Source organism: Streptomyces longisporus (genome assembly GCF_039532765.1).
GTDB classification, from domain to species: domain Bacteria; phylum Actinomycetota; class Actinomycetes; order Streptomycetales; family Streptomycetaceae; genus Streptomyces; species Streptomyces longisporus.
On record NZ_BAAASG010000017.1, the window covers coordinates 152,804 to 170,880 of the forward strand.

16 protein-coding genes are annotated in these 18,077 nt (G+C 69.8%); 3 read left to right on the top strand and 13 right to left on the bottom strand.

Going from position 1 to position 18,077, the window contains the following annotated elements:
* Positions 1-44: 44 nt before the first annotated feature.
* Positions 45-1,247 (bottom strand): signal recognition particle-docking protein FtsY, encoded by a 1,203-nt coding sequence (gene ftsY / locus ABD355_RS34465; RefSeq protein WP_344404853.1) that lies wholly within the window; start codon positions 1,245-1,247, stop codon positions 45-47.
* A gap of 304 nt (positions 1,248-1,551) precedes the next feature.
* Between ftsY and ABD355_RS34470 the strand changes: the two genes are divergently transcribed.
* Positions 1,552-2,523, top strand: a complete 972-nt coding sequence (locus ABD355_RS34470; RefSeq protein ID WP_344404854.1) for an LLM class flavin-dependent oxidoreductase — start codon at positions 1,552-1,554, stop codon at positions 2,521-2,523.
* A gap of 75 nt (positions 2,524-2,598) precedes the next feature.
* On the opposite strand, the gene ABD355_RS34475 is transcribed toward ABD355_RS34470, so the two are convergent.
* From ABD355_RS34475 to ABD355_RS34490, 4 genes are all read right to left on the bottom strand, one after another.
* Positions 2,599-4,017 carry a sugar porter family MFS transporter gene (locus ABD355_RS34475; protein WP_344404856.1) on the bottom strand — a complete coding sequence of 473 codons (1,419 nt, stop codon included), beginning with the start codon at positions 4,015-4,017 and terminating at the stop codon, positions 2,599-2,601.
* A 202-nt stretch (positions 4,018-4,219) separates the two neighbouring features.
* Positions 4,220-7,828 (bottom strand): chromosome segregation protein SMC, encoded by a 3,609-nt coding sequence (gene smc, locus ABD355_RS34480; protein ID WP_344404858.1) that lies wholly within the window; start codon positions 7,826-7,828, stop codon positions 4,220-4,222.
* A 223-nt stretch (positions 7,829-8,051) separates the two neighbouring features.
* The gene (locus ABD355_RS34485; RefSeq protein WP_016432419.1) at positions 8,052-8,255 is read right to left on the bottom strand and encodes a hypothetical protein; all 204 of its coding nucleotides are present in this window, start codon (positions 8,253-8,255) and stop codon (positions 8,052-8,054) included.
* Between the two features lie 383 nt (positions 8,256-8,638).
* Positions 8,639-8,920 (bottom strand): acylphosphatase, encoded by a 282-nt coding sequence (locus tag ABD355_RS34490; protein WP_266960861.1) that lies wholly within the window; start codon positions 8,918-8,920, stop codon positions 8,639-8,641.
* 168 nt (positions 8,921-9,088) lie between these two features.
* Between ABD355_RS34490 and ABD355_RS34495 the strand changes: the two genes are divergently transcribed.
* Together ABD355_RS34495 and ABD355_RS34500 are read left to right on the top strand one after the other, a co-directional pair.
* Positions 9,089-10,192: a CAP domain-containing protein gene (locus ABD355_RS34495; RefSeq protein ID WP_344404860.1), complete on the top strand. Its 1,104-nt coding sequence runs from the start codon at positions 9,089-9,091 to the stop codon at positions 10,190-10,192.
* Between the two features lie 80 nt (positions 10,193-10,272).
* Positions 10,273-10,674, top strand: a complete 402-nt coding sequence (locus ABD355_RS34500) for a winged helix-turn-helix transcriptional regulator (protein ID WP_344404861.1) — start codon at positions 10,273-10,275, stop codon at positions 10,672-10,674.
* On the opposite strand, the gene mutM is transcribed toward ABD355_RS34500, so the two are convergent.
* From mutM to recG, 8 genes are all read right to left on the bottom strand, one after another.
* Positions 10,647-11,507 carry a bifunctional DNA-formamidopyrimidine glycosylase/DNA-(apurinic or apyrimidinic site) lyase gene (gene mutM / locus ABD355_RS34505; protein WP_344404862.1) on the bottom strand — a complete coding sequence of 287 codons (861 nt, stop codon included), beginning with the start codon at positions 11,505-11,507 and terminating at the stop codon, positions 10,647-10,649. The genes ABD355_RS34500 and mutM overlap by 28 nt on opposite strands.
* 106 nt (positions 11,508-11,613) lie before the next feature.
* Entirely contained in the window at positions 11,614-12,462 is an 849-nt protein-coding gene (gene rnc / locus ABD355_RS34510; RefSeq protein ID WP_344404863.1) for a ribonuclease III, read from the bottom strand.
* Between the two features lie 7 nt (positions 12,463-12,469).
* The gene (gene rpmF, locus ABD355_RS34515; RefSeq protein ID WP_003951102.1) at positions 12,470-12,643 is read right to left on the bottom strand and encodes a 50S ribosomal protein L32; all 174 of its coding nucleotides are present in this window, start codon (positions 12,641-12,643) and stop codon (positions 12,470-12,472) included.
* Positions 12,644-12,645: 2 nt separating this feature from the next.
* Complete coding sequence (locus tag ABD355_RS34520; protein ID WP_344404864.1) at positions 12,646-13,290, bottom strand: YceD family protein; 645 nt, start codon at positions 13,288-13,290, stop codon at positions 12,646-12,648.
* Positions 13,291-13,422: 132 nt separating this feature from the next.
* Positions 13,423-14,475 (bottom strand): F0F1 ATP synthase subunit B, encoded by a 1,053-nt coding sequence (locus tag ABD355_RS34525; RefSeq protein WP_344404865.1) that lies wholly within the window; start codon positions 14,473-14,475, stop codon positions 13,423-13,425.
* A gap of 58 nt (positions 14,476-14,533) precedes the next feature.
* Positions 14,534-15,013 carry a pantetheine-phosphate adenylyltransferase gene (coaD, locus tag ABD355_RS34530; protein ID WP_180292546.1) on the bottom strand — a complete coding sequence of 160 codons (480 nt, stop codon included), beginning with the start codon at positions 15,011-15,013 and terminating at the stop codon, positions 14,534-14,536.
* Positions 15,014-15,039: 26 nt separating this feature from the next.
* On the bottom strand, positions 15,040-15,681 hold the full coding sequence (gene rsmD, locus ABD355_RS34535) for a 16S rRNA (guanine(966)-N(2))-methyltransferase RsmD (RefSeq protein WP_344405027.1): 642 nt from the start codon (positions 15,679-15,681) through the stop codon (positions 15,040-15,042).
* 31 nt (positions 15,682-15,712) lie between these two features.
* On the bottom strand, positions 15,713-17,932 hold the full coding sequence (recG, locus tag ABD355_RS34540) for an ATP-dependent DNA helicase RecG (protein WP_344404866.1): 2,220 nt from the start codon (positions 17,930-17,932) through the stop codon (positions 15,713-15,715).
* Positions 17,933-18,077: the final 145 nt, after the last annotated feature.

Sequence of the window (18,077 nt, forward strand, 5' to 3'; positions counted from 1 at the left end):
CTTCTTCGGCCACAGGCCACATACCAACGTCGGTAGGTGGGGGATCACTCCCCGATAAGGGCGTCAACGAACGCCTCCGGCTCGAACGGCGCCAGATCGTCGGCGCCCTCGCCGAGACCCACCAGCTTGACCGGTACGCCCAGCTCGCGCTGGACGGCGATCACGATGCCGCCCTTCGCCGTACCGTCGAGCTTGGTGAGCACGATGCCGGTGATGTCGACGACCTCGGCGAAGACGCGGGCCTGCACCAGGCCGTTCTGCCCGGTCGTCGCGTCGAGGACGAGCAGGATCTCGTCCAGCGGGGCGTGCTTCTCGACGACACGCTTGACCTTGCCGAGCTCGTCCATGAGCCCGGTCTTGGTGTGCAGGCGCCCGGCGGTGTCGATGAGGACGACGTCGGAGCCCATCTCCTTGCCCTCCTTCACCGCGTCGAAGGCGACGGAGGCGGGGTCGCCGCCCTCCGGCCCGCGCACGGTGTGGGCGCCGACCCGCTCGCCCCAGGTCTGCAGCTGGTCCGCGGCGGCGGCACGGAAGGTGTCGGCGGCACCGAGGACGACGCTGCGGCCGTCGGCGACCAGGACGCGGGCGAGCTTGCCGGTGGTGGTGGTCTTGCCGGTGCCGTTGACGCCGACGACCATCACGATGCCGGGCTTGCTGGTGGCGGGCTCGGTCCTCACCGTGCGGTCGAAGTCGGTGCCGACCAGCTTGAGGAGCTCCTCGCGCAGCAGGCCGCGCAGCTCGGCGGGGGTGCGGGTGCCGAGCACCTTCACCCGCGCGCGCAGGCTCTCGACCAGCTCCTGGGTGGGGGCCACGCCGACGTCGGCGGTGAGCAGTGTGTCCTCGATCTCCTCCCAGGTCTCGTCGTCGAGGTGCTCGCGCGACAGGAGCGCGAGCAGCCCCTTGCCGAGCGCGTTCTGGGAGCGGGAGAGGCGGGCGCGAAGGCGGACCAGGCGTCCGGCGGTCGGCTCGGGGACCTCGATCTCGGGGATTTCGAGGACGGGCGGCTCCTCGACGGCGACCGGGGCCGAGCCGTCGGGAAGATCCACCTCCTCTATCGTCCGGCGCGGTTCGTCGCGGGGTGTCTCGGCCTCGTCGCCGACGTGCGGCTCGGCCGGAGGGGCGGTGATGTCGGGCGCGGCGGGCGGCGGCGGGGGCAGCGACTTCTTCCGTCGGCTGCCGATGACGAGCCCGCCGAGCGCGCCGAGCACGACCACGGCGATGACTAGGGCAAGGATGAGGATTTCCATAACACGCTCCAGTATGGCGTGACCTCCCCCTCGGCCGTTCGTCGTCCACGCGGGGCTATGGTCCCCTCCGGGCCGGGCCGGCCCGCGGTCCGACCTCGCGTCGACCGGAAGCCCTCAGGGGCGGAGTCACAACGCGTCCAGTACGGCTGGACTCGTCGGGTACGCAGAGGAGCGTCCCCAGGGGGTGTCACGGCCCATGCGGTGGGCCGTGAGACCCCCTCCTTACGATCGGAAGGCGAGCCTCTAGCAGTCTGACGCCCCGTCAGCTATGGTCCCCGCACACCGCCCGGTGAAGGGGGACCCCATGCCCGTCACAGTCGTACGCTTCAACCTCGTCGAACCCGGCGCCACCCCCGCCTCGCTCGCCGCCCGCTACCGGGCCGCCCTGGAGATGGCCGCGTACGCCGACGAGCACGGGATCACCACCGTCCAGACGGAGGAGCACCACGGCGTCGACAACAACTGGCTGCCGTCGCCGTTCGCCTTCGCGGGGGCGGTCTTCGGGGCGACCCGGCGGATCGCGGTCACCGTGTCGGCGGTGATCGGCCCGCTGCACGACCCGCTGCGGCTGGCCGAGGACATCGCCGTGCTGGATCTGCTGAGCGGCGGGCGGCTGGTGACCGTCGCCGGGATCGGGTACCGGCCGGAGGAGTACGCCCAGTTCGACGTGGACTGGAAGCGGCGCGGCAGGCTGCAGGACGAGCTGCTGGAGACGGTGCTGAAGGCGTGGACCGGGGAGGAGTTCGAGTACCGGGGCCGTACGGTACGGGTCACCCCGCGCCCCTTCACCGAGCCGCACCCCCTGCTGCTGGTCGGCGGCTCGTCCAGGGCCGCGGCCCGGCGCGCGGCCCGCCTCGGCCTCCCCTTCTTCCCCAGCGCGCATCTGCCGGAGCTGGAGGCGTACTACAAGGAGCGGCTCGTCGAGTACGGCACCGAGGGCTGGACCATGATGCCCGCGGCCGAGACCCCGCTGCTGCACCTCGCCGAGGATCCCGACCGGGCGTGGGCCGCGTACGGCGAGCACTTCCTGCACGAGGCGCGGACGTACGCCTCCTGGCAGTCCGGCGACATCCGTTCTGCGGTGAAGTCGGCGGCCACGAGTGTGGACGAGCTGCGTGCGGAGGGTGTCTACCGGATCCTGACGCCCGAGCAGTGCGTGGAGCAGGGGCTGGACAGCCTCGTGCTGCATCCGCTGGCCGGCGGGATGCCGGTGGACGAGGGATGGCGCAGTCTGCGGCTGCTGTGCGAAGACGTACTGCCCCGGCTCGGTGGATGAGCCGGGGCAGTACGTCCTAGGGGTGTCGAGGAGCGGGCAGCGGGGACTTGGCCCGGCTCCTCGAGTTCAGGGGGCTCAGCCCATCTCCTCCAGCGCCTTGCCCTTCGTCTCCTTCACGAACTTCAGGACGAACGGGACGGAGAGCGCCGCGAAGACCGTGTAGATCACATAGGTCGCGGAGAGGTTCCAGTCGGACAGCGACGGGAAGCTCGCGGTGATGGCCCAGTTGGCGATCCACTGCGCGGAGGCGGCCACGCCCAGGGCGGCGGCGCGGATCTTGTTCGGGAACATCTCGCCGAGCATGACCCAGACGACCACACCCCAGGACAGGGCGAAGAAGAGCACGAAGACGTGCGCGGCGATCAGGGCGGTCCAGCCCTGCGCGGCCGGCAGCTTGCCGTCGACCAGGTGGTACGAGAAGGCCCAGGCCTCCAGCGCGAGACCGACGACCATGCCGATCGAACCGATCAGGGCCAGCGGCTTACGGCCGATCCGGTCCACGAAGACCATGGCGATCACGGTGCCGACGATGTTGATGATCGACGTCGTGAAGGAGTAGAAGAACGAGTCCGTCGGGTCGACGCCGACCGACTGCCACAGGGTCGAGGAGTAGTAGAACGCGACGTTGATGCCGACGAACTGCTGGAAGACCGAGAGGCCGATGCCGATCCAGACGACCGGCTTGAAGAAGAAGCCGCCGCCGAGCAGGTCCTTGAAGGCCGACTTGTGCTCGCTCTTCATCGCGTGCTCGATCTCGTTCACGCGGGCGTCCAGGTTGCCGTGCTCGCCCTCGACCTCGGAGAGGATCTCACGGGCGCGCTCACGCCGGCCGACGGAGATGAGGAAGCGGGGCGACTCGGGGATGGCGAAGGAGAGCAGGCCGTAGAGGACGGCCGGGATCACCATGACGCCGAGCATGACCTGCCAGGCCTCCAGGCCCATCAGCTTGCCGCGCTGGTCGCCGTCGGCGGCGTTCAGCAGACCCCAGTTGACCAGCTGCGAGATGGCGATGCCGATGACGATCGCGGCCTGCTGGAAGGAGCCGAGACGGCCGCGGTACGCGGGCGGGGCGACCTCGGCGATATAGGCGGGGCCGATCACGGAGGCCATGCCGATGGCGAAGCCGCCGACCACACGCCAGAGGGCGAAGTCCCACAGCGCGAAGGGCAGCGCCGAGCCGACGGCGCTGACGGTGAACAGCACGGCGGCGATCTGCATGACCCGGATGCGGCCGATCCGGTCGGCGATGCGGCCGGCGGTCGCGGCACCGATGGCGCAGCCGATCAGGGCGATGGCGATGACCTGGGCCAGGGCCGCGGAGCCGATCCCGTAGCGGTCCCTGATGGCCTCGACGGCGCCGTTGATCACGGAGCTGTCGTAGCCGAACAGGAAACCGCCCATCGCGGCCGCCGCCGCGATGAAGGTGACGCGCCCGAGGTGCTCGGGACGAGCCGTTCTGGCTCCTGACTTCTGTGCCTGCGCTGTGCTGGTCACGTTCAACTCCTCGGGCCACCGGCAACGCTGCCGGGTGGGGGACCCTTCCCGGTAGGTAGTACCTGAAGGTAAAAGCAACGTTGCCGAGACTATGCCTTCAAGTTTCGAAGTCAAGGGGTCATGCCTGTGACTTTTCAGCGCACTTGTGACGGGAATGTGTTCAAGTCTTGAAAGGATTGCCCAGCGCAGCCGCGCGCTGAGGTCAACGCAACCGCTGGCTGATGACCTTCGACACACCGTCGCCCTGCATGGACACGCCGTACAGCGCGTCGGCGACCTCCATGGTCCGCTTCTGGTGCGTGATCACGATCAGCTGCGAGGCTTCCTGCAGCTCCTGCATGATGCGGATCAGCCGCTGCAGATTGGTGTCGTCGAGCGCGGCCTCGACCTCGTCCATGACGTAGAAGGGGCTCGGCCGGGCCTTGAAGATGGACACCAGCAGCGCGACGGCCGTGAGCGAGCGCTCACCACCCGAGAGCAGCGACAGCCGCTTGACCTTCTTGCCCGGCGGACGGGCCTCGACGTCGACGCCCGTGGTGAGCATGTTGTCGGGGTCGGTCAGGACCAGCCGCCCCTCACCGCCGGGGAACAGCCGGCTGAAGACGCCCTCGAACTCACGGGCCGTGTCCCGGTAGGCCTCGGTGAAGACCTGCTCGACGCGTTCGTCGACCTCCTTGACGACCTGGAGCAGGTCGGCGCGGGTCTTCTTCAGGTCTTCGAGCTGCTCGCTGAGGAACTTGTGGCGTTCCTCCAGCGCGGCGAACTCCTCCAGGGCGAGCGGATTGACCTTGCCGAGCTGCTGGTAGGCCCGCTCCGCGGCCTTGAGGCGCTTCTCCTGCTCGGCGCGGTGGAAGGTCTTGGGCTGGTTGCGCGGGTGCTCGGGATCCTCGGGCAGCTCCTCCCCCTCGGCGGGCGGGGAGGGCGGTACGAGCTGGTGCGGGCCGTACTCGGACACGAGCCCGGCCGGCTCCACGCCCAGCTCCTCCAGCGCCTTGGTCTCCAACTGCTCGATCCGCATGCGCTTCTCGGCACCGAGCACCTCGCCGCGGTGGACGGAGTCGGTCAGCTTGTCGAGCTCGCCCTTGAGGTCGCGGCCCGCGTTGCGGGCGGCGGTCAGCTCCTGCTCGCGCCGCGCCTTGGCCGCGTCGGCCGCGGTGCGTTCCTCCTCGGCCCGGGCGAGGGAGACCTCGACATGCGCGAGCAGCTGGCGTGCACCGGAGGCGACGGCTTCCGCCACGGCCGCCTCGTGCCTGAGGCGCGCCCGGCGCTGTTCGGCACGCGCGCGTGCCTCGCGTTCCGCTCGGGCGGCGCGGTCGAGGGAGTCGGCGCGGCCGGCCAGTCCTTTGACACGCTCTTCGTGCGTACGGACCTGAAGCCGGGCCTCCATCTCGGTCTGGCGGGCGTTGGCGCCGTCGGCGGCGAGACGGTCCCGTACCGAGGTGTCCGGCTCCTCCTCGACAGGCATCTCCTCGGCGACGGCGAGGCGTTCTGCGAGCACCTCGACCTCTTCGAGGGCCTTGTCCAGCGCGTCCTGCGCCCGCGCGGCGGCGGCGACGGTGCGCTCCGCTTCGCCCGCCGCGCCCCGTGCCTGTCCGGCGAGCCTTCCGAGCTGCTGGGCCACGGCCGACTTCTCCCGGTCGGCGGCTCTCCGCTTCTCCCCCAGCTCCTCTACGAGCGTTGCGCATTCCCTACGGCGCTCGGTGGCCGCGTGCTGTGCCTCGGTGAGTTCCTCGCAGCGCACGGCGAGCTCTTCCAGCTCGGCGGCGGCCTCGTCGACGGAGGCCTGCACCTCCAGCAGGCTGGGTGCGCCGGCGGAACCGCCGTGGGCGAAGTGGGCGCCGAGGAGGTCGCCTTCGGCGGTCACTGCGGTGAGGTGGGGGTTCGCGTATACGAGGTCTTCGGCGGCTTCGAGGGTGTCCACTACGACGATGCCGTGCAGTAGGCGGCGGACGGCGGGCATGAGGTCGGAAGGGCCGCGGACGAAATCTGCCGCGTGCGGTTGTTGGGCGTCTGCGGCTTCGTTGTGGCTGGTCGCGCCCTGCGGCGGAGCCGCATATTGATACAGCCCCGCGCCCCTTTGGGGCGCGTCCGGCGCCCCCGCCAACAACAGCGACGCACGTCCGCCGTCCTGCTTGCGCAGCAAGCGGATCGCCTCCGCTGCGGCCGACGGGGAGGTCACTGCAAGGGCGTCCGCCGCCGCGCCGAAGGCCGCCGCCAGGGGGACCTCGTACCCGGGTGTGATCGTCAGCAGTTCGGCAGCTGGGCCGAGCAGACCGGAGAGACGATCCTTCGCCCCCAGCAGCACGCCCGTGCCGTCCTTGCGCCGCAACCCCATCGCCAGCGCTTCATGCCTGGCCTGGGTCGCAGCGCGCTTGCGTTCCGCTGCGGTGGCCGCCTCGCGGGCAGCGGTCAGGGCGGCCTCCGCCTCCGCCAGCTGCTGCTTTGCCGCGATGTGCTGCTCGCCCAGTTCCGCGTCGCCCGCGTCGAGGCCGTCGACCTCGGCCTTGAGCGCCTCGTACTCCTCCTGGGCCACGAGGGCCCGCTCCTGTGCCTCGTCCCGGGCCGCGGCCAGGCGGTCGATCTCCGCCTGGGCGGAGGCGGCGCGCGAACGGGCCGCGCCCACCTGCCCGTTCAGCCGGGCGAGGCCCTCGCGGCGGTCGGCGATGGCGCGGGCGACGTCCTTCAGCCGCCGTTCTTCCTGCGTGAGTGCGCGTTCCAGCTCGGCCCGGTGCGCGACCGTGTCCTCCAGGGCCCGCTCGGCCGCCTCCAGAGCGGCCTCGAGCTCGGCCTCCTGCTCACGGATACGGGCGGCCTCACGTTCCATGTCCTCGGGGTCGCGGCCCCGCCGCTCCTCCGGCGGCGCCGACGTCGCGCTCTTCACCCGCGCGTCGGCCAGTGAGATCGTGCCGCGCACCCGCTCGGCCAGCTGCGACAGCTCGTACCAGGTCTGCTGGGCCCGCTGCAGCCGGGGAGCGAGCTGCCGTACCTCGTCCTCCAGGAGCGCCTCGCGCTGCAGCGCCTTCTTCAGCTCCTGCTCGGCGGCTTCCTTGCGTTCCTTGAGCGCGGCCTCGTCCGCGACCTCGGCCTTCAGTGCCTCCCGCAGCCGTACGAGATCGTCGGCCAACAGCCTCAGGCGCGCATCCCGCAGATCCGCCTGGATCACGGCCGCCCGTCGGGCCACCGCCGCCTGCCGGCCCAGCGGCTTGAGCTGTCTGCGCAGTTCGTCGGTCAGGTCCTGCACGCGTGCGAGGTTGGCCTGCATCGCGTCGAGCTTGCGGAGGGCCTTCTCCTTGCGCTTGCGGTGCTTCAGCACGCCCGCGGCCTCTTCGATGAAGGCCCTGCGGCCCATCGGATCCGCGTGCAGGACCGAGTCCAGCTGGCCCTGGCCGACGATGACGTGCATCTCGCGGCCGATGCCGGAGTCGGAGAGGAGTTCCTGGATGTCGAGGAGCCGGCAGGTGTCACCGTTGATCTGGTACTCGCTGCCGCCGTTGCGGAACATGATCCGCGTGATGGTGACCTCGGCGTACTCGATGGGCAGTGCCCCGTCGGAGTTGTCGATGGTGAGGGACACCTCGGCGCGGCCCAGCGGCGGGCGCCCGGTGGTGCCGGCGAAGATGACGTCCTCCATCTTGCCGCCGCGCAGCGACTTGGCACCCTGCTCGCCCATCACCCAGCTCAGGGCGTCCACGACATTGGACTTGCCCGAGCCGTTCGGTCCCACGACACACGTGATGCCCGGCTCGAACCGGAGCGTGGTCGCCGAGGCGAACGACTTGAACCCGCGGAGGGTCAGGGCCTTGAGGTGCACGCCGCTGGACTCTACCTTCCGCCGGTATCCCACACGATGAAGCCTGGCGACCCCGCGGTTTCACCCTTGAACATGCAGGGCACACCAAACGTTAAAGAGGGTGAAAGGATGTGCGGGGGAAAGAAAGAAGGGACGCCGAAGCGTCCCTTGCAAACTCTAACTCTGACAACTTAGCGGTTGATACGGGCGGCCCAACCACTGCTGTCGTGGTTCGATGCAGTGATCAGGTGAGCGCAGGCTCCGCCTGGTGTGCGTCGATGCTCTCCATGATCCTGTCGTGAGAAGCGGCAGCCGCGAGCGCGTCGTTCTCCGCCTGGATCCGTACGAGCTCGGATTCCAGGTCCTGGACGCGCTGCTGGAGCCGTCGCATCTCGGCGAGGAGTCGAGGGTCGGAGCCGCCGACGTAACCGAGAAGCGCCTTTGCCATGATGGATGGTCCTCCACACTGAGTGACCGACCGAAGCGGTGTGGGTCGTGAGGGATTCGCACCCGCGGTGCTTGACACTATGGAGTTCATGCTGCCGTTCATCCATGCCAAACAGCTAAGGTGCGCGGGGTGCTTTCAGCGTCTCACCAAAAAGTTTGACGGTCAACACGATCACGCCCTGTATTGGCGGGCAACCCGGGGGCGCGCGGCCTGAAGGCGGCGGCGCTGCGACTCCTGCGGGGCCCTCAGGGCGTGGCGATCATTCTTGGGTGCGCAGCCTGCCACGACAAGCGCTTCTTGGCAACCACCAGGCAATTTCTGCTCCGGGCACCTGCCGGTGGCATGTCCGTCCGCTTTCACCGGGGCTGCTTTACAGAATCGGCTCAGCGGATGGCGAAGCCGTCGTACCCCCCTCGGGGTGTGTCCCAGATCTCGGTGACACCGTCGACGCGGCCGGGCGTGTCGTCTCCCTGGAGCCAGCCCAGGAGCCCTTCGCACCGCTCCCGGGAGCCCTCGGCGACCACCTGGACCCGTCCGTCGCCCAAATTGAGAGCAAAACCACTCAGGCCGCCGAGCTCAAGGGCCTTGGCCCGTGTGAACCAGCGGAAACCCACACCTTGGACGCGTCCCCGCACCCAGGCGACCAGCCGCACATCCTCGCTCATGGGTGCAACCTAACCGGCCAATGTCTCTCGGGACACATCCTCCTCTGACGCCATGCGGTACCGTCCCCACCCAATGAATCTCATATGAAACTCACTCGATGGGGTGAGTTGGATCACTCCGCAAGATCATATGGGACACGTTGATCGCAAGACGAGGAAGGCCAAGACATGGGACGCCACCGACGCTCCGCCGCCGGCCGCGCCGCCACGGGCCGCGCCACGGGGGTCACAGGTAGGGACGGCTCGTACGCGAGCAGCTACGACCCCCAGCAGTACTCGTACAGCTACGACCCTCCGGAGACCGGCGCGGACGACGAGCGGCCCACTCTGGGCACCGCCCCCTATCTGCACTCCACGGAGTACGCCGAGGCCTCCGCGAGGAGCGCCGCGTACCTGTTCGCCACCGAGGACGACTACGCGACGGTGTTCCCGGAGCACGGGTTCGCGCCCGACAAGGGCTCCCGGCGCGGAGGGGTCCGGCGCCGCCGGAAGAAGGCCGTGACGCCGGTGCGCACCGGTCTGCTCGGGGTCTCCGCCGCCGTCGCCATCGGTACGGTGGCGGTCGCCACGGGTGCGATGCCCGGCCTCGACAACTACAAGCTGGGCGGCAGCGGCAGCTCCGACAAAGTGCAGGCCGCGAACACGCCGACCAACTCGGCGACCGAGCAGGGCGGCACCTCCGGCAGCGCTTCCGGCCGCGACCAGGGCTCCTCGACGAGCCGCGACGCCGACCGCTCGGCCTCCCCCTCGCCGAGCCCCTCGACCTCCTCGGCCGCGCCGACCGAGGCGCCGAAGAAGCCGACGGCCACGCCCACCCGGACGCCGCAGACCACGCCGGCGCAGAAGGAGACCCAGCCGCCCACGCGGACCCCCGCTCCGGTGACGGTCTCCGCGGCGGCGGCCGCCGAGGCGGAGGTGCTCAAGCTGGTCAACGAGGAGCGGTCCAAGGTCGGCTGCAGCGCGGTCTCCGCCAACAGCACCCTGTCCCAGCTGGCGGAGAAGTTCAGCGACGCCATGGCCGCCGAGGGCTTCTTCGACCACACCGACCCCAGCGGCGCCTCGCCGTGGGACCGGGCGGCGAAGCTCGGCATATCCAACCTCGGCGGCGAGAACATAGCCCGGGGCCAGGCCGATGCGGCCGCCGTGATGCAGGCCTGGATGAACAGCCCCGGTCACCGCGCCAACATCCTGAACTGCGACTTCAAGACGCTGGGCGTCGGTGTGCACTTCGGGTCGGGTGGCCCTTGGTGGACGCAGGACTTCGGCTACTAGGCCGACATCAGCGGCCAGGTGCACTAACTCTCGGTTAGTGCAACCTGTCGGTTAGCGCTGCGCTCAAGTACGCTTGAGGTATGGACACCACGCAGGAGCTCATGGAGGCGGATGACCTCCCGTACAACGTGTTCGCCAAGGCCTGTCCCTCGCGCGGCACGCTGGAGCACGTCACGGGCCGCTGGGGCGGCCTGACGCTCTGCGCCCTGTTCGAGGGTTCCCTGCGCTTCAACGAGCTGCGCCGTCGCGTCGACGGCGTGAGCGAGAAGATGCTCTCCCAGACCCTGCACGCGCTGGAGCGCGACGGCCTGGTGCACCGCGAGGCCCAGCCGACGAACCCGCCCCGCGTGGACTACGAGCTCACCCCGCTCGGTCGCGAGGTCGCCGAGCGGCTGCTGGCCCTCGTCCAGCTGCTGGAGGGCCGTATGGACGACGTCCTCGCGGCCCGCGAGCGCTACGACACCACGCGCGGCGGCCTCTGACACTTCGGGCAGAAGTAGCTGGACCGGTTCATCCAGGGGCGCCGCCGCATCGGCGTGGCGCACCTCTTGCAGGGCAGGCCCTCGCGGCCGTACGCGTCCAGCGACCGGTCGAAGTAGCCGGACTCCCCGTTGACGTTGACGTACAGGCTGTCGAAGCTGGTGCCGCCCACGGCGAGCGCCTGGTTCATCACATCCCGTGTGTGGCCGAGGAGTTCGGCGGTGCGCGGGCGGGTGAAGCTCGCGGTGGGACGTTCGTAGTGGATGCGGGCGCGCCAAAGGGCCTCGTCCGCATAGATGTTGCCGACTCCGCTGATCAACGACTGGTCGAGCAGGGCCCGTTTGATGGTGCTGCGCTTGCGGCGCAGCGCCTGGTGGAAGGCCTCGTCGTCGAACAGCGGGTCGAGGGGGTCGCGTGCGATGTGCGCGATGACGTCGGGCAGGCCCTCGGGGGTGTTGTCGTGCAACGACAGGCCGCCGAAGGTGCGTTGGTCGACGAAGCGGAGTTCGGTGGCAAGGTCGTCCGCGAAGCGCACGCGGATCCGGAGGTGCTTCTCGTCCGGGGCCGCGTTCGGCTGGACCAGCAGCTGGCCGCTCATGCCGAGATGGGCGAGGACCGACTGGTGGGTGTCCTCCAGGGGCAGCCACAGGTACTTGCCGCGGCGGCTGGGGACGCCGATGCGGTGGCCCTTGAGGCGGTGCGCGAAGTCGTCGGCGCCGGCCACATGACGGCGTACCGCACGCGGGTGCAGCACCTCGGCGTCGGCGACGACGCGATGGGCGACCCACCGCTCCAGACCGCGCCGGACGACCTCGACCTCGGGCAACTCGGGCATCGGGACCCCCGTACGGGCTGTGGATGAGCCGAGCGCCCGCCCCGGGGAGGGACGGACGCTCGGGTCGCTGTTCGTCAGAAGGAGACGTCCGCCGGTGAGACGTCGGTCAGGCGGAGACGGACGACGGTCCTTCGCCGTCCTGGGCGGCTTTCTCGGCTGCGGCCTTCTCGGCCGCCACCCTGACGCGCTCGTCCGCCGCGGCCCGGATGGACCGCCACGCGGATTCCGCGGCCTGCTGCTCCGCCTCCTTCTTGCTGCGGCCGGTGCCGGTGCCGTACGAGACGCCTCCGACGCGGGCGGCAGCAGTGAAGGTCTTCTCGTGGTCGGGGCCGGTCTCCGTGACCAGGTACTCGGGCACGCCGAGGCTCTCGGTCGCGGTGAGCTCCTGGAGGCTGGTCTTCCAGTCCAGGCCGGCTCCGAGGTTGGAGGACTTCTCGATCAGCGGGTCGAAGAGCCGGTGGACGAGTTCGCCCGCCGCTTCGAGACCCTGGTCGAGATAGACAGCGCCGATCACCGCTTCAAGGGTGTCGGCGAGGATGGACGCCTTGTCCCGGCCGCCCGTGCCCTCTTCGCCCCGGCCGAGCCGGATGAAGGAACCCAGGTCGAGCCCGCGGCCCACCTCCGCCAGCGCACGCGAGTTGACCACCGCGGCCCGCAGCTTGGCCAGCTGGCCTTCGGGCAGGTCGGGGTGGGTGCGGTACAGCGTGTCCGTGACCACGAGACCGAGCACGGAGTCCCCGAGGAACTCCAGCCGCTCGTTGGTCGGCAGACCGCCGTTCTCGTACGCGTACGAACGGTGGGTCAGCGCTCGCACCAGAAGGGCGGACTCGAGCTTGTACCCGAGCCGCCCTTCCAGAAGCGTGTGGGACGAGGCTGTGTTGTCCGACTTTTTCCTGGCGGTTGGGTCCGCCTTGGCGTCATCCGCCTTCTTGGCAGTGGACACGGTGCCTCTCACCAGCCGCTCAGACCTCGAGGACCTGGCGCTTGTTGTAGGTGCCGCAAGACGGGCACGCGATGTGCTGCTGCTTGGGCTCGTGGCAGCGCTCGCACGCAACCAGGGTGGGGACCGCAGCCTTCCACTGCGACCGGCGGTGGCGCGTGTTGCTGCGCGACATCTTCCGCTTCGGAACAGCCACGGCTACTTCTCCTGCTTCTCGTCGACGCCCGCTTCGGCGCCGCTCATCTCGTCCTTCTCGCCGTCTCCGAGTGAACCGGCGAGTCCCTGCAGTGCCGCCCAACGGATGTCGACGGCGTCATGGTGGTGGTCCGGGTCGTCCGCCAGCCGCGCTCCGCACTCGGAGCACAGACCGGGACAGTCTTCCTGGCACACCGGCTGCATCGGCAGTGCGAGCACCACCGCATCGCGCAGCACGGGCTCGAGGTCGAACAGGCCGTCCTCGATGAAGAGCCTGTCCTCGTCTTCCTCGGCGTCGTCGGCCGGCTCCGCTTTGGGGCGGCCCCGGTCATCGGCGTCAGGGTACGAGAACATCTCCTGGAATTCCGCTTCGACGTCCAGCTGAAGCGGCTCCAGACACCTTACGCACTCCCCCTCGGCCTGTGCACGGGCGGTGCCTGTGACAAGCACCCCTTCCATGACCGACTCGAGACGGAGTTCGAGCTCCACCGGGGCGCCTTCCGGCACTCCGACGACTCCCGCGATACCGAGGTCCTTGGGAGCGTCGACCGTGCGGGTCAGGCGCTGCAGCGCACCGGGCCGCCGCCCCAGCTCGTGTGTGTCGAACACGAGAGGCTTGCGGTGGTCGAGGCGGGCGTTCAGAGCCATTCCTGCTTTCGGTCTTCCAGCTCAGGGGGACGCTGCCCTTCGGTGTCCCCGGGCAGCGCTGATCGCGGACGTACACGCGACCGAAGAGCCAGGATACTGGACCTTTCGCTCACGGCCCAATCCGGTGGCTGCTTACTGGCCGCGCCCCTGTTCGTAGGCTCTCAGCTGCTCGGGCGTGATCATGCCGGTGTCGAAGAGGCTGGTCTCGTCGAGGGCGTACGGCTGGTGCGCCTGCTGCGTCTGGTGCCCCTGCTGCGCCTGGCCCGGGTCGTACGCCGCCTGCTGGGGGTCGTAGCCCTGGTAGGCGTACGGATCGGCCTGCTGATAGCCGTAGGCGTCCTGCTGGGCGTACGCCTGCTGCTGGTACGCGCCGCCGTAGGGATCGGCCTGCTGCTGGTAGCCGTACGCCGGCTGCGGCTGGGCGTAGTCCTGCTGCTGGGCTGGCTGCTCGGCCGCGGGCTTCGGCTCCGCGACGGCGGCGAGGTCGGCCAGGTAGTCGGCGTCGCTGGAGTGCTGGAAGGACGTGGAGTCGTCGGCGAGGGCGCCGAGGTCGTCGGTGGCGATACGGCCGTGCAGCTTCTGGCGGCCGCGGCCAACGGCCTCCAGGGTCTTGGCGAGGACCGCCTCGAAGGCGCCGAGCTTGGCGTCGACGTAGGCGTCGGCGTCCTTGCGCAGGGTCTCGGGGTCGTGGCTGCGCTCGGGGGCGTCCTCGTCCTCGTAGCCCTGCTCGTCGACGCCCGGGCCGGTGCCGAGGAGCTTCTCGCGGCCGCGGCCGACGGAGCCGAGGGTCTTGGTGAGGACGACCTCGAAGTTGGCGAGCTTGGAGTCGACGTAGTCGTCGGCCTCCGCGCGGACCTCCTCGGCCTCCTGGCGGGCCTCGGCGAGGATGCGCTCGGCCTCGGCCCGGGAGCGGCGGGCGACCTCGGTGTCGGAGATGAGGGAGCCGCGCTCGGCGTGCGCCTGCCCGATGATCCGGTCGGCCTCCTGACGGGCCTGCTCGACCATCTGCTCGCGGTCGCCGATCAGCTCCTGGGCCTGGGCGAGGGAGCCGGGCAGCGCCTCGCGCAGCTCTTCGAGCATCGAGAGCAGGTCGGCGCGGTTGACCACGCACGAGGCCGACATGGGCATCGACCGGGCGCCGGAGACCGCGGCGACGATCTCGTCGAGCTTCTTCTGCACGTCCACCGTGTGCTCGCCACTCTCTACAGCTGTGTTGGAGACGGACGGGACGACTGTAGCCCCATCAGTCCTTGCGCAGGCGTTTGTTGAGGGCCTCCAGGACCATTGGCGGCACCAGGTGGGAGACGTCTCCGCCCCAGGTCGCGACCTCCTTGACGAGCGAGGAGGACAGGAAGCTGTACGTGGGGTTGGTCGGGACGAAGAGTGTCTCGACGCCCGAGAGGCCGTTGTTCATCTGGGCCATCTGCAGCTCGTAGTCGAAGTCGCTGACCGCCCGGAGGCCCTTGACGATGGCCGGGATGTCCCGTTCCTTGCAGTAGTCGACGAGGAGGCCGTGGAAGGCCTCGACGATCACGTTGCCGTACTCGGCGGTGACCTGACGGATCAGGTCGATCCGCTCGTCGATCTCGAACAGGCCCTTCTTCGACTTGTTGATCATGACCGCGACATAGACCTCGTCGTAGAGACGAGAGGCACGGGAAATGATGTCCAGGTGTCCGTTGGTGATCGGGTCGAACGACCCGGGACAGACGGCGCGGCGCACTAGTGATCCCTCGCTCTCCGGTCCGGTCATCGTGCGTCTTCGCACGTAGAGGCGGCGCGACCGTACCAAAACGTTCCCTCGCCGTAGCGACGGGCCTTGACCGCGTCGAAACCCTCGGGCCACCTGAATTCGCCGCCTCTGGTGCTGCGCTCCACGGTGACGATCGCCTCCGGCGCGAGCCAGCCTCCCGAACGGAGTGTGAGGAGAATCTCCCGAAGATCGTGATCTGTGACTCGGTACGGGGGGTCGAGGAAGACGAGATCGTACGGCGGTGCCGGCGCCGGCATCTGGATGATCTGTTCGGCTTTGCCCGCCCTCACCTCGGCGCCGGGCAGGCCGAGAGATTTGACGTTCTCGCGGATGACACGGGCGGCGCGGGCGTCCGCCTCGACGAGGAGGGTGTGGCTTGCGCCTCGGGAGAGGGCCTCCAGGCCCACGGCGCCGGAGCCGGCGTAGAGGTCGAGCACGCGTTCGCCTTGCAGCGGGCTGCCCAGGAGGGATTGCCAGGTGGAGAAGAGGCCTTCGCGTGCGCGGTCGGAGGTGGGGCGGGTGCCATTGCCTGGCGGCACGGCGAGGCGACGTCCGCCGGCTGCGCCGGCGATCACGCGGGTCATCTTCAGTTCCTTGTTTTTGGGGCGGCTACAGGTCCATTGTGGCTGGTCGCGCAGTTCCCCGCGCCCCTTTCAGGGGCGCTCCACCTCAGCCCTTGTCCAAGTACTGCTCCCTTTCCTCGTCCAGAAGGGCGCCCAGGGCCGTCCGTAGGCCGGGAAGTCCCGTCAGTTCCGGATCCGCCGCCACCACCGCCGCCGCTTCCTCCCTCGCCTCCGCGATGACCTCCTCGTCCTCGATGACCGCCAGGACGCGGAGGCTGGTGCGGGCGCCCGACTGGGCCTGGCCGAGGACGTCTCCCTCGCGGCGCTGTTCCAGGTCGATGCGGGAGAGTTCGAAGCCGTCGAGGGTGGAGGCGACCGCGGTCAGGCGCTGGCGGGCTGCGCTCGCCTCGGGCATTTCGGTGACCAGGAGGCAGAGGCCGGGGGCCGAGCCACGGCCGACGCGGCCGCGCAGCTGGTGCAGCTGGGAGACGCCGAAGCGGTCGGCGTCCATGATCACCATGGCGGTGGCGTTCGGTACGTTGACGCCGACCTCGATGACCGTGGTGGCCACCAGGACATCGGTGTCGCCGGCCGCGAAGCGGCGCATGACCGCGTCCTTGTCGTCGGGGTGCATTCTGCCGTGCAGGACCTCGACGCTCAGGCCCTGGAGCGGGCCCTTGGCGAGCTGGTCGGCCACGTCGAGGACGGCGAGCGGGGGCCGCTTCTCCGCCTCGTCCTCCGGGGATTTCTTCTTGCCGGACTTCTTCGGGTCGTCCTCCTCGTCGCCGATGCGGGGGCAGACGACGTACGCCTGATGGCCGCTCTCGACCTCCTCGCGGACCCGCTCCCAGGCGCGGGAGAGGAAGTGGGGCTTGTCGGCGGCCGGGACGACGTGCGAGGCGATGGGCGAGCGGCCTGCGGGGAGTTGGTCGAGGACCGAGGTCTCCAGGTCGCCGAAGACGGTCATGGCGACCGTGCGCGGAATGGGGGTGGCCGTCATGACGAGGAGGTGCGGGGGCTGTTTGCCCTTGCCGCGCAGGGCGTCGCGCTGTTCGACGCCGAAGCGGTGCTGTTCGTCGACGACGACCAGGCCCAGGTCGTGGAACTGGACCTTGTCCTCGATCAGGGCGTGGGTGCCGATCACGATGCCGGCCTCGCCGGTGACCAGGTCGAGCAGGGCCTGACGGCGGGCGGCGGCGCCCATGGAACCCGTCAGCAGCACCACCTTGGTGGAGTGCTCGGCACCGCCCAGCATCCCGCCCTCGGCGAGCTCGCCCATCATCTCGACGACGGAGCGGTGGTGCTGCTGGGCGAGGACCTCGGTGGGGGCGAGCATGGCGGCCTGGCCGCCGGCGTCGACCGTGGCGAGCATGGCGCGGAGGGCCACCATGGTTTTTCCCGATCCGACCTCTCCCTGCAGCAGCCGGTGCATCGGGTGCTCGGTCGCCAGGTCGTCGAAGATCTCCTTGGAGACCTTCTGCTGACCCTCGGTGAGGGTGAAGGGGAGGCGGTCGTCGAAGGCGGTGAGCAGGCCGTCGGGCTTGGGTTTGCGGGCGACCGCCGGGAGTTGGGCGTCGGCGTGCCTGCGGCGGGCGAGGGCGACCTGGAGGACGAAGGCCTCGTCCCACTTGAGGCGGGCCCGGGCGTCCTCGATGTCGGCCTTGGTGTGCGGGCGGTGGATCTTGAGCAGGGCCTCGGGGAGGGAGACCAGGCCGCGACCCTCGCGCAGTCCCTCCGGCAGCGGGTCGATGGCCTCCTGGGCGGTGGGCAGGACCGTCTGGAGGGCCTTGCCGATCTTCCAGGACTCCAGTTTGGCCGTGGCCGGGTAGATGGGGATGAGGGCGCCGGCCCAGGTCTCGACCGTCTCGTCGCTGTCGCCCCGTAGCAACTCGTAGGCCGGGTGGGCCAGTTGAAGGCGGCGGTTGAAGACGGAGACCCTGCCCGCGAACATCGCGCGGGTGCCCGGCAGCAGCTCCTTGTGCGGCTTGTGGACGCCGTTGCCGAAGAAGACCAGTTGGAGGCGTCCGCTGCCGTCGGTGATGGTGACCTCGAGGCGCTGGCCCTTGCCACGGGGGGCCTTGGCGGAGGCGAAGCTGTGCAGGCGGGCGTCGGCGACCATCGCGACCACCGTGACGTGCTCGTCCATCGGGAGGTCGGCGAGGTGGGTGAGCTGGCCGCGCTCCTCGTATCTGCGCGGGTAGTGGTGGAGGAGGTCGCCGACGGAGTGCAGGCCGAGGTGCTCGGCCATCACCTTCGCGGTGGCGGGGCCGAGCACTGACTTCAGTGGTTGCTTCAGTGGTTCTTCCAGTGCGGGCACGAGATCCATTGCACACCACGCCACTGACAATCCCGTATACGTCCCGCGAAACCCCTGGTCAGACGGCTCGTTCCGGCCTTAGGATGGCGCGCTCCGGCCATCCCCCGCGGTCACCGCCCCACCAGGGACCGCCCGACCCCGCGCCGTCGCGAAC

Bases quoted from the DNA above. Each gene is read 5' to 3' on its own strand.
- ftsY (WP_344404853.1), bottom strand. From the start codon at position 1,247: ATGGAAATCCTCATCCTTGCCCTAGTCATCGCCGTGGTCGTGCTCGGC.
- ABD355_RS34470 (WP_344404854.1), top strand. From the start codon at position 1,552: ATGCCCGTCACAGTCGTACGCTTCAACCTCGTCGAACCCGGCGCCACC.
- ABD355_RS34485 (WP_016432419.1), bottom strand. From the start codon at position 8,255: ATGGCAAAGGCGCTTCTCGGTTACGTCGGCGGCTCCGACCCTCGACTC.
- ABD355_RS34490 (WP_266960861.1), bottom strand. From the start codon at position 8,920: ATGAGCGAGGATGTGCGGCTGGTCGCCTGGGTGCGGGGACGCGTCCAA.
- ABD355_RS34495 (WP_344404860.1), top strand. From the start codon at position 9,089: ATGGGACGCCACCGACGCTCCGCCGCCGGCCGCGCCGCCACGGGCCGC.
- ABD355_RS34500 (WP_344404861.1), top strand. From the start codon at position 10,273: ATGGACACCACGCAGGAGCTCATGGAGGCGGATGACCTCCCGTACAAC.
- mutM (WP_344404862.1), bottom strand. From the start codon at position 11,507: ATGCCCGAGTTGCCCGAGGTCGAGGTCGTCCGGCGCGGTCTGGAGCGG.
- ABD355_RS34520 (WP_344404864.1), bottom strand. From the start codon at position 13,290: ATGGCTCTGAACGCCCGCCTCGACCACCGCAAGCCTCTCGTGTTCGAC.
- recG (WP_344404866.1), bottom strand. From the start codon at position 17,932: ATGGATCTCGTGCCCGCACTGGAAGAACCACTGAAGCAACCACTGAAG.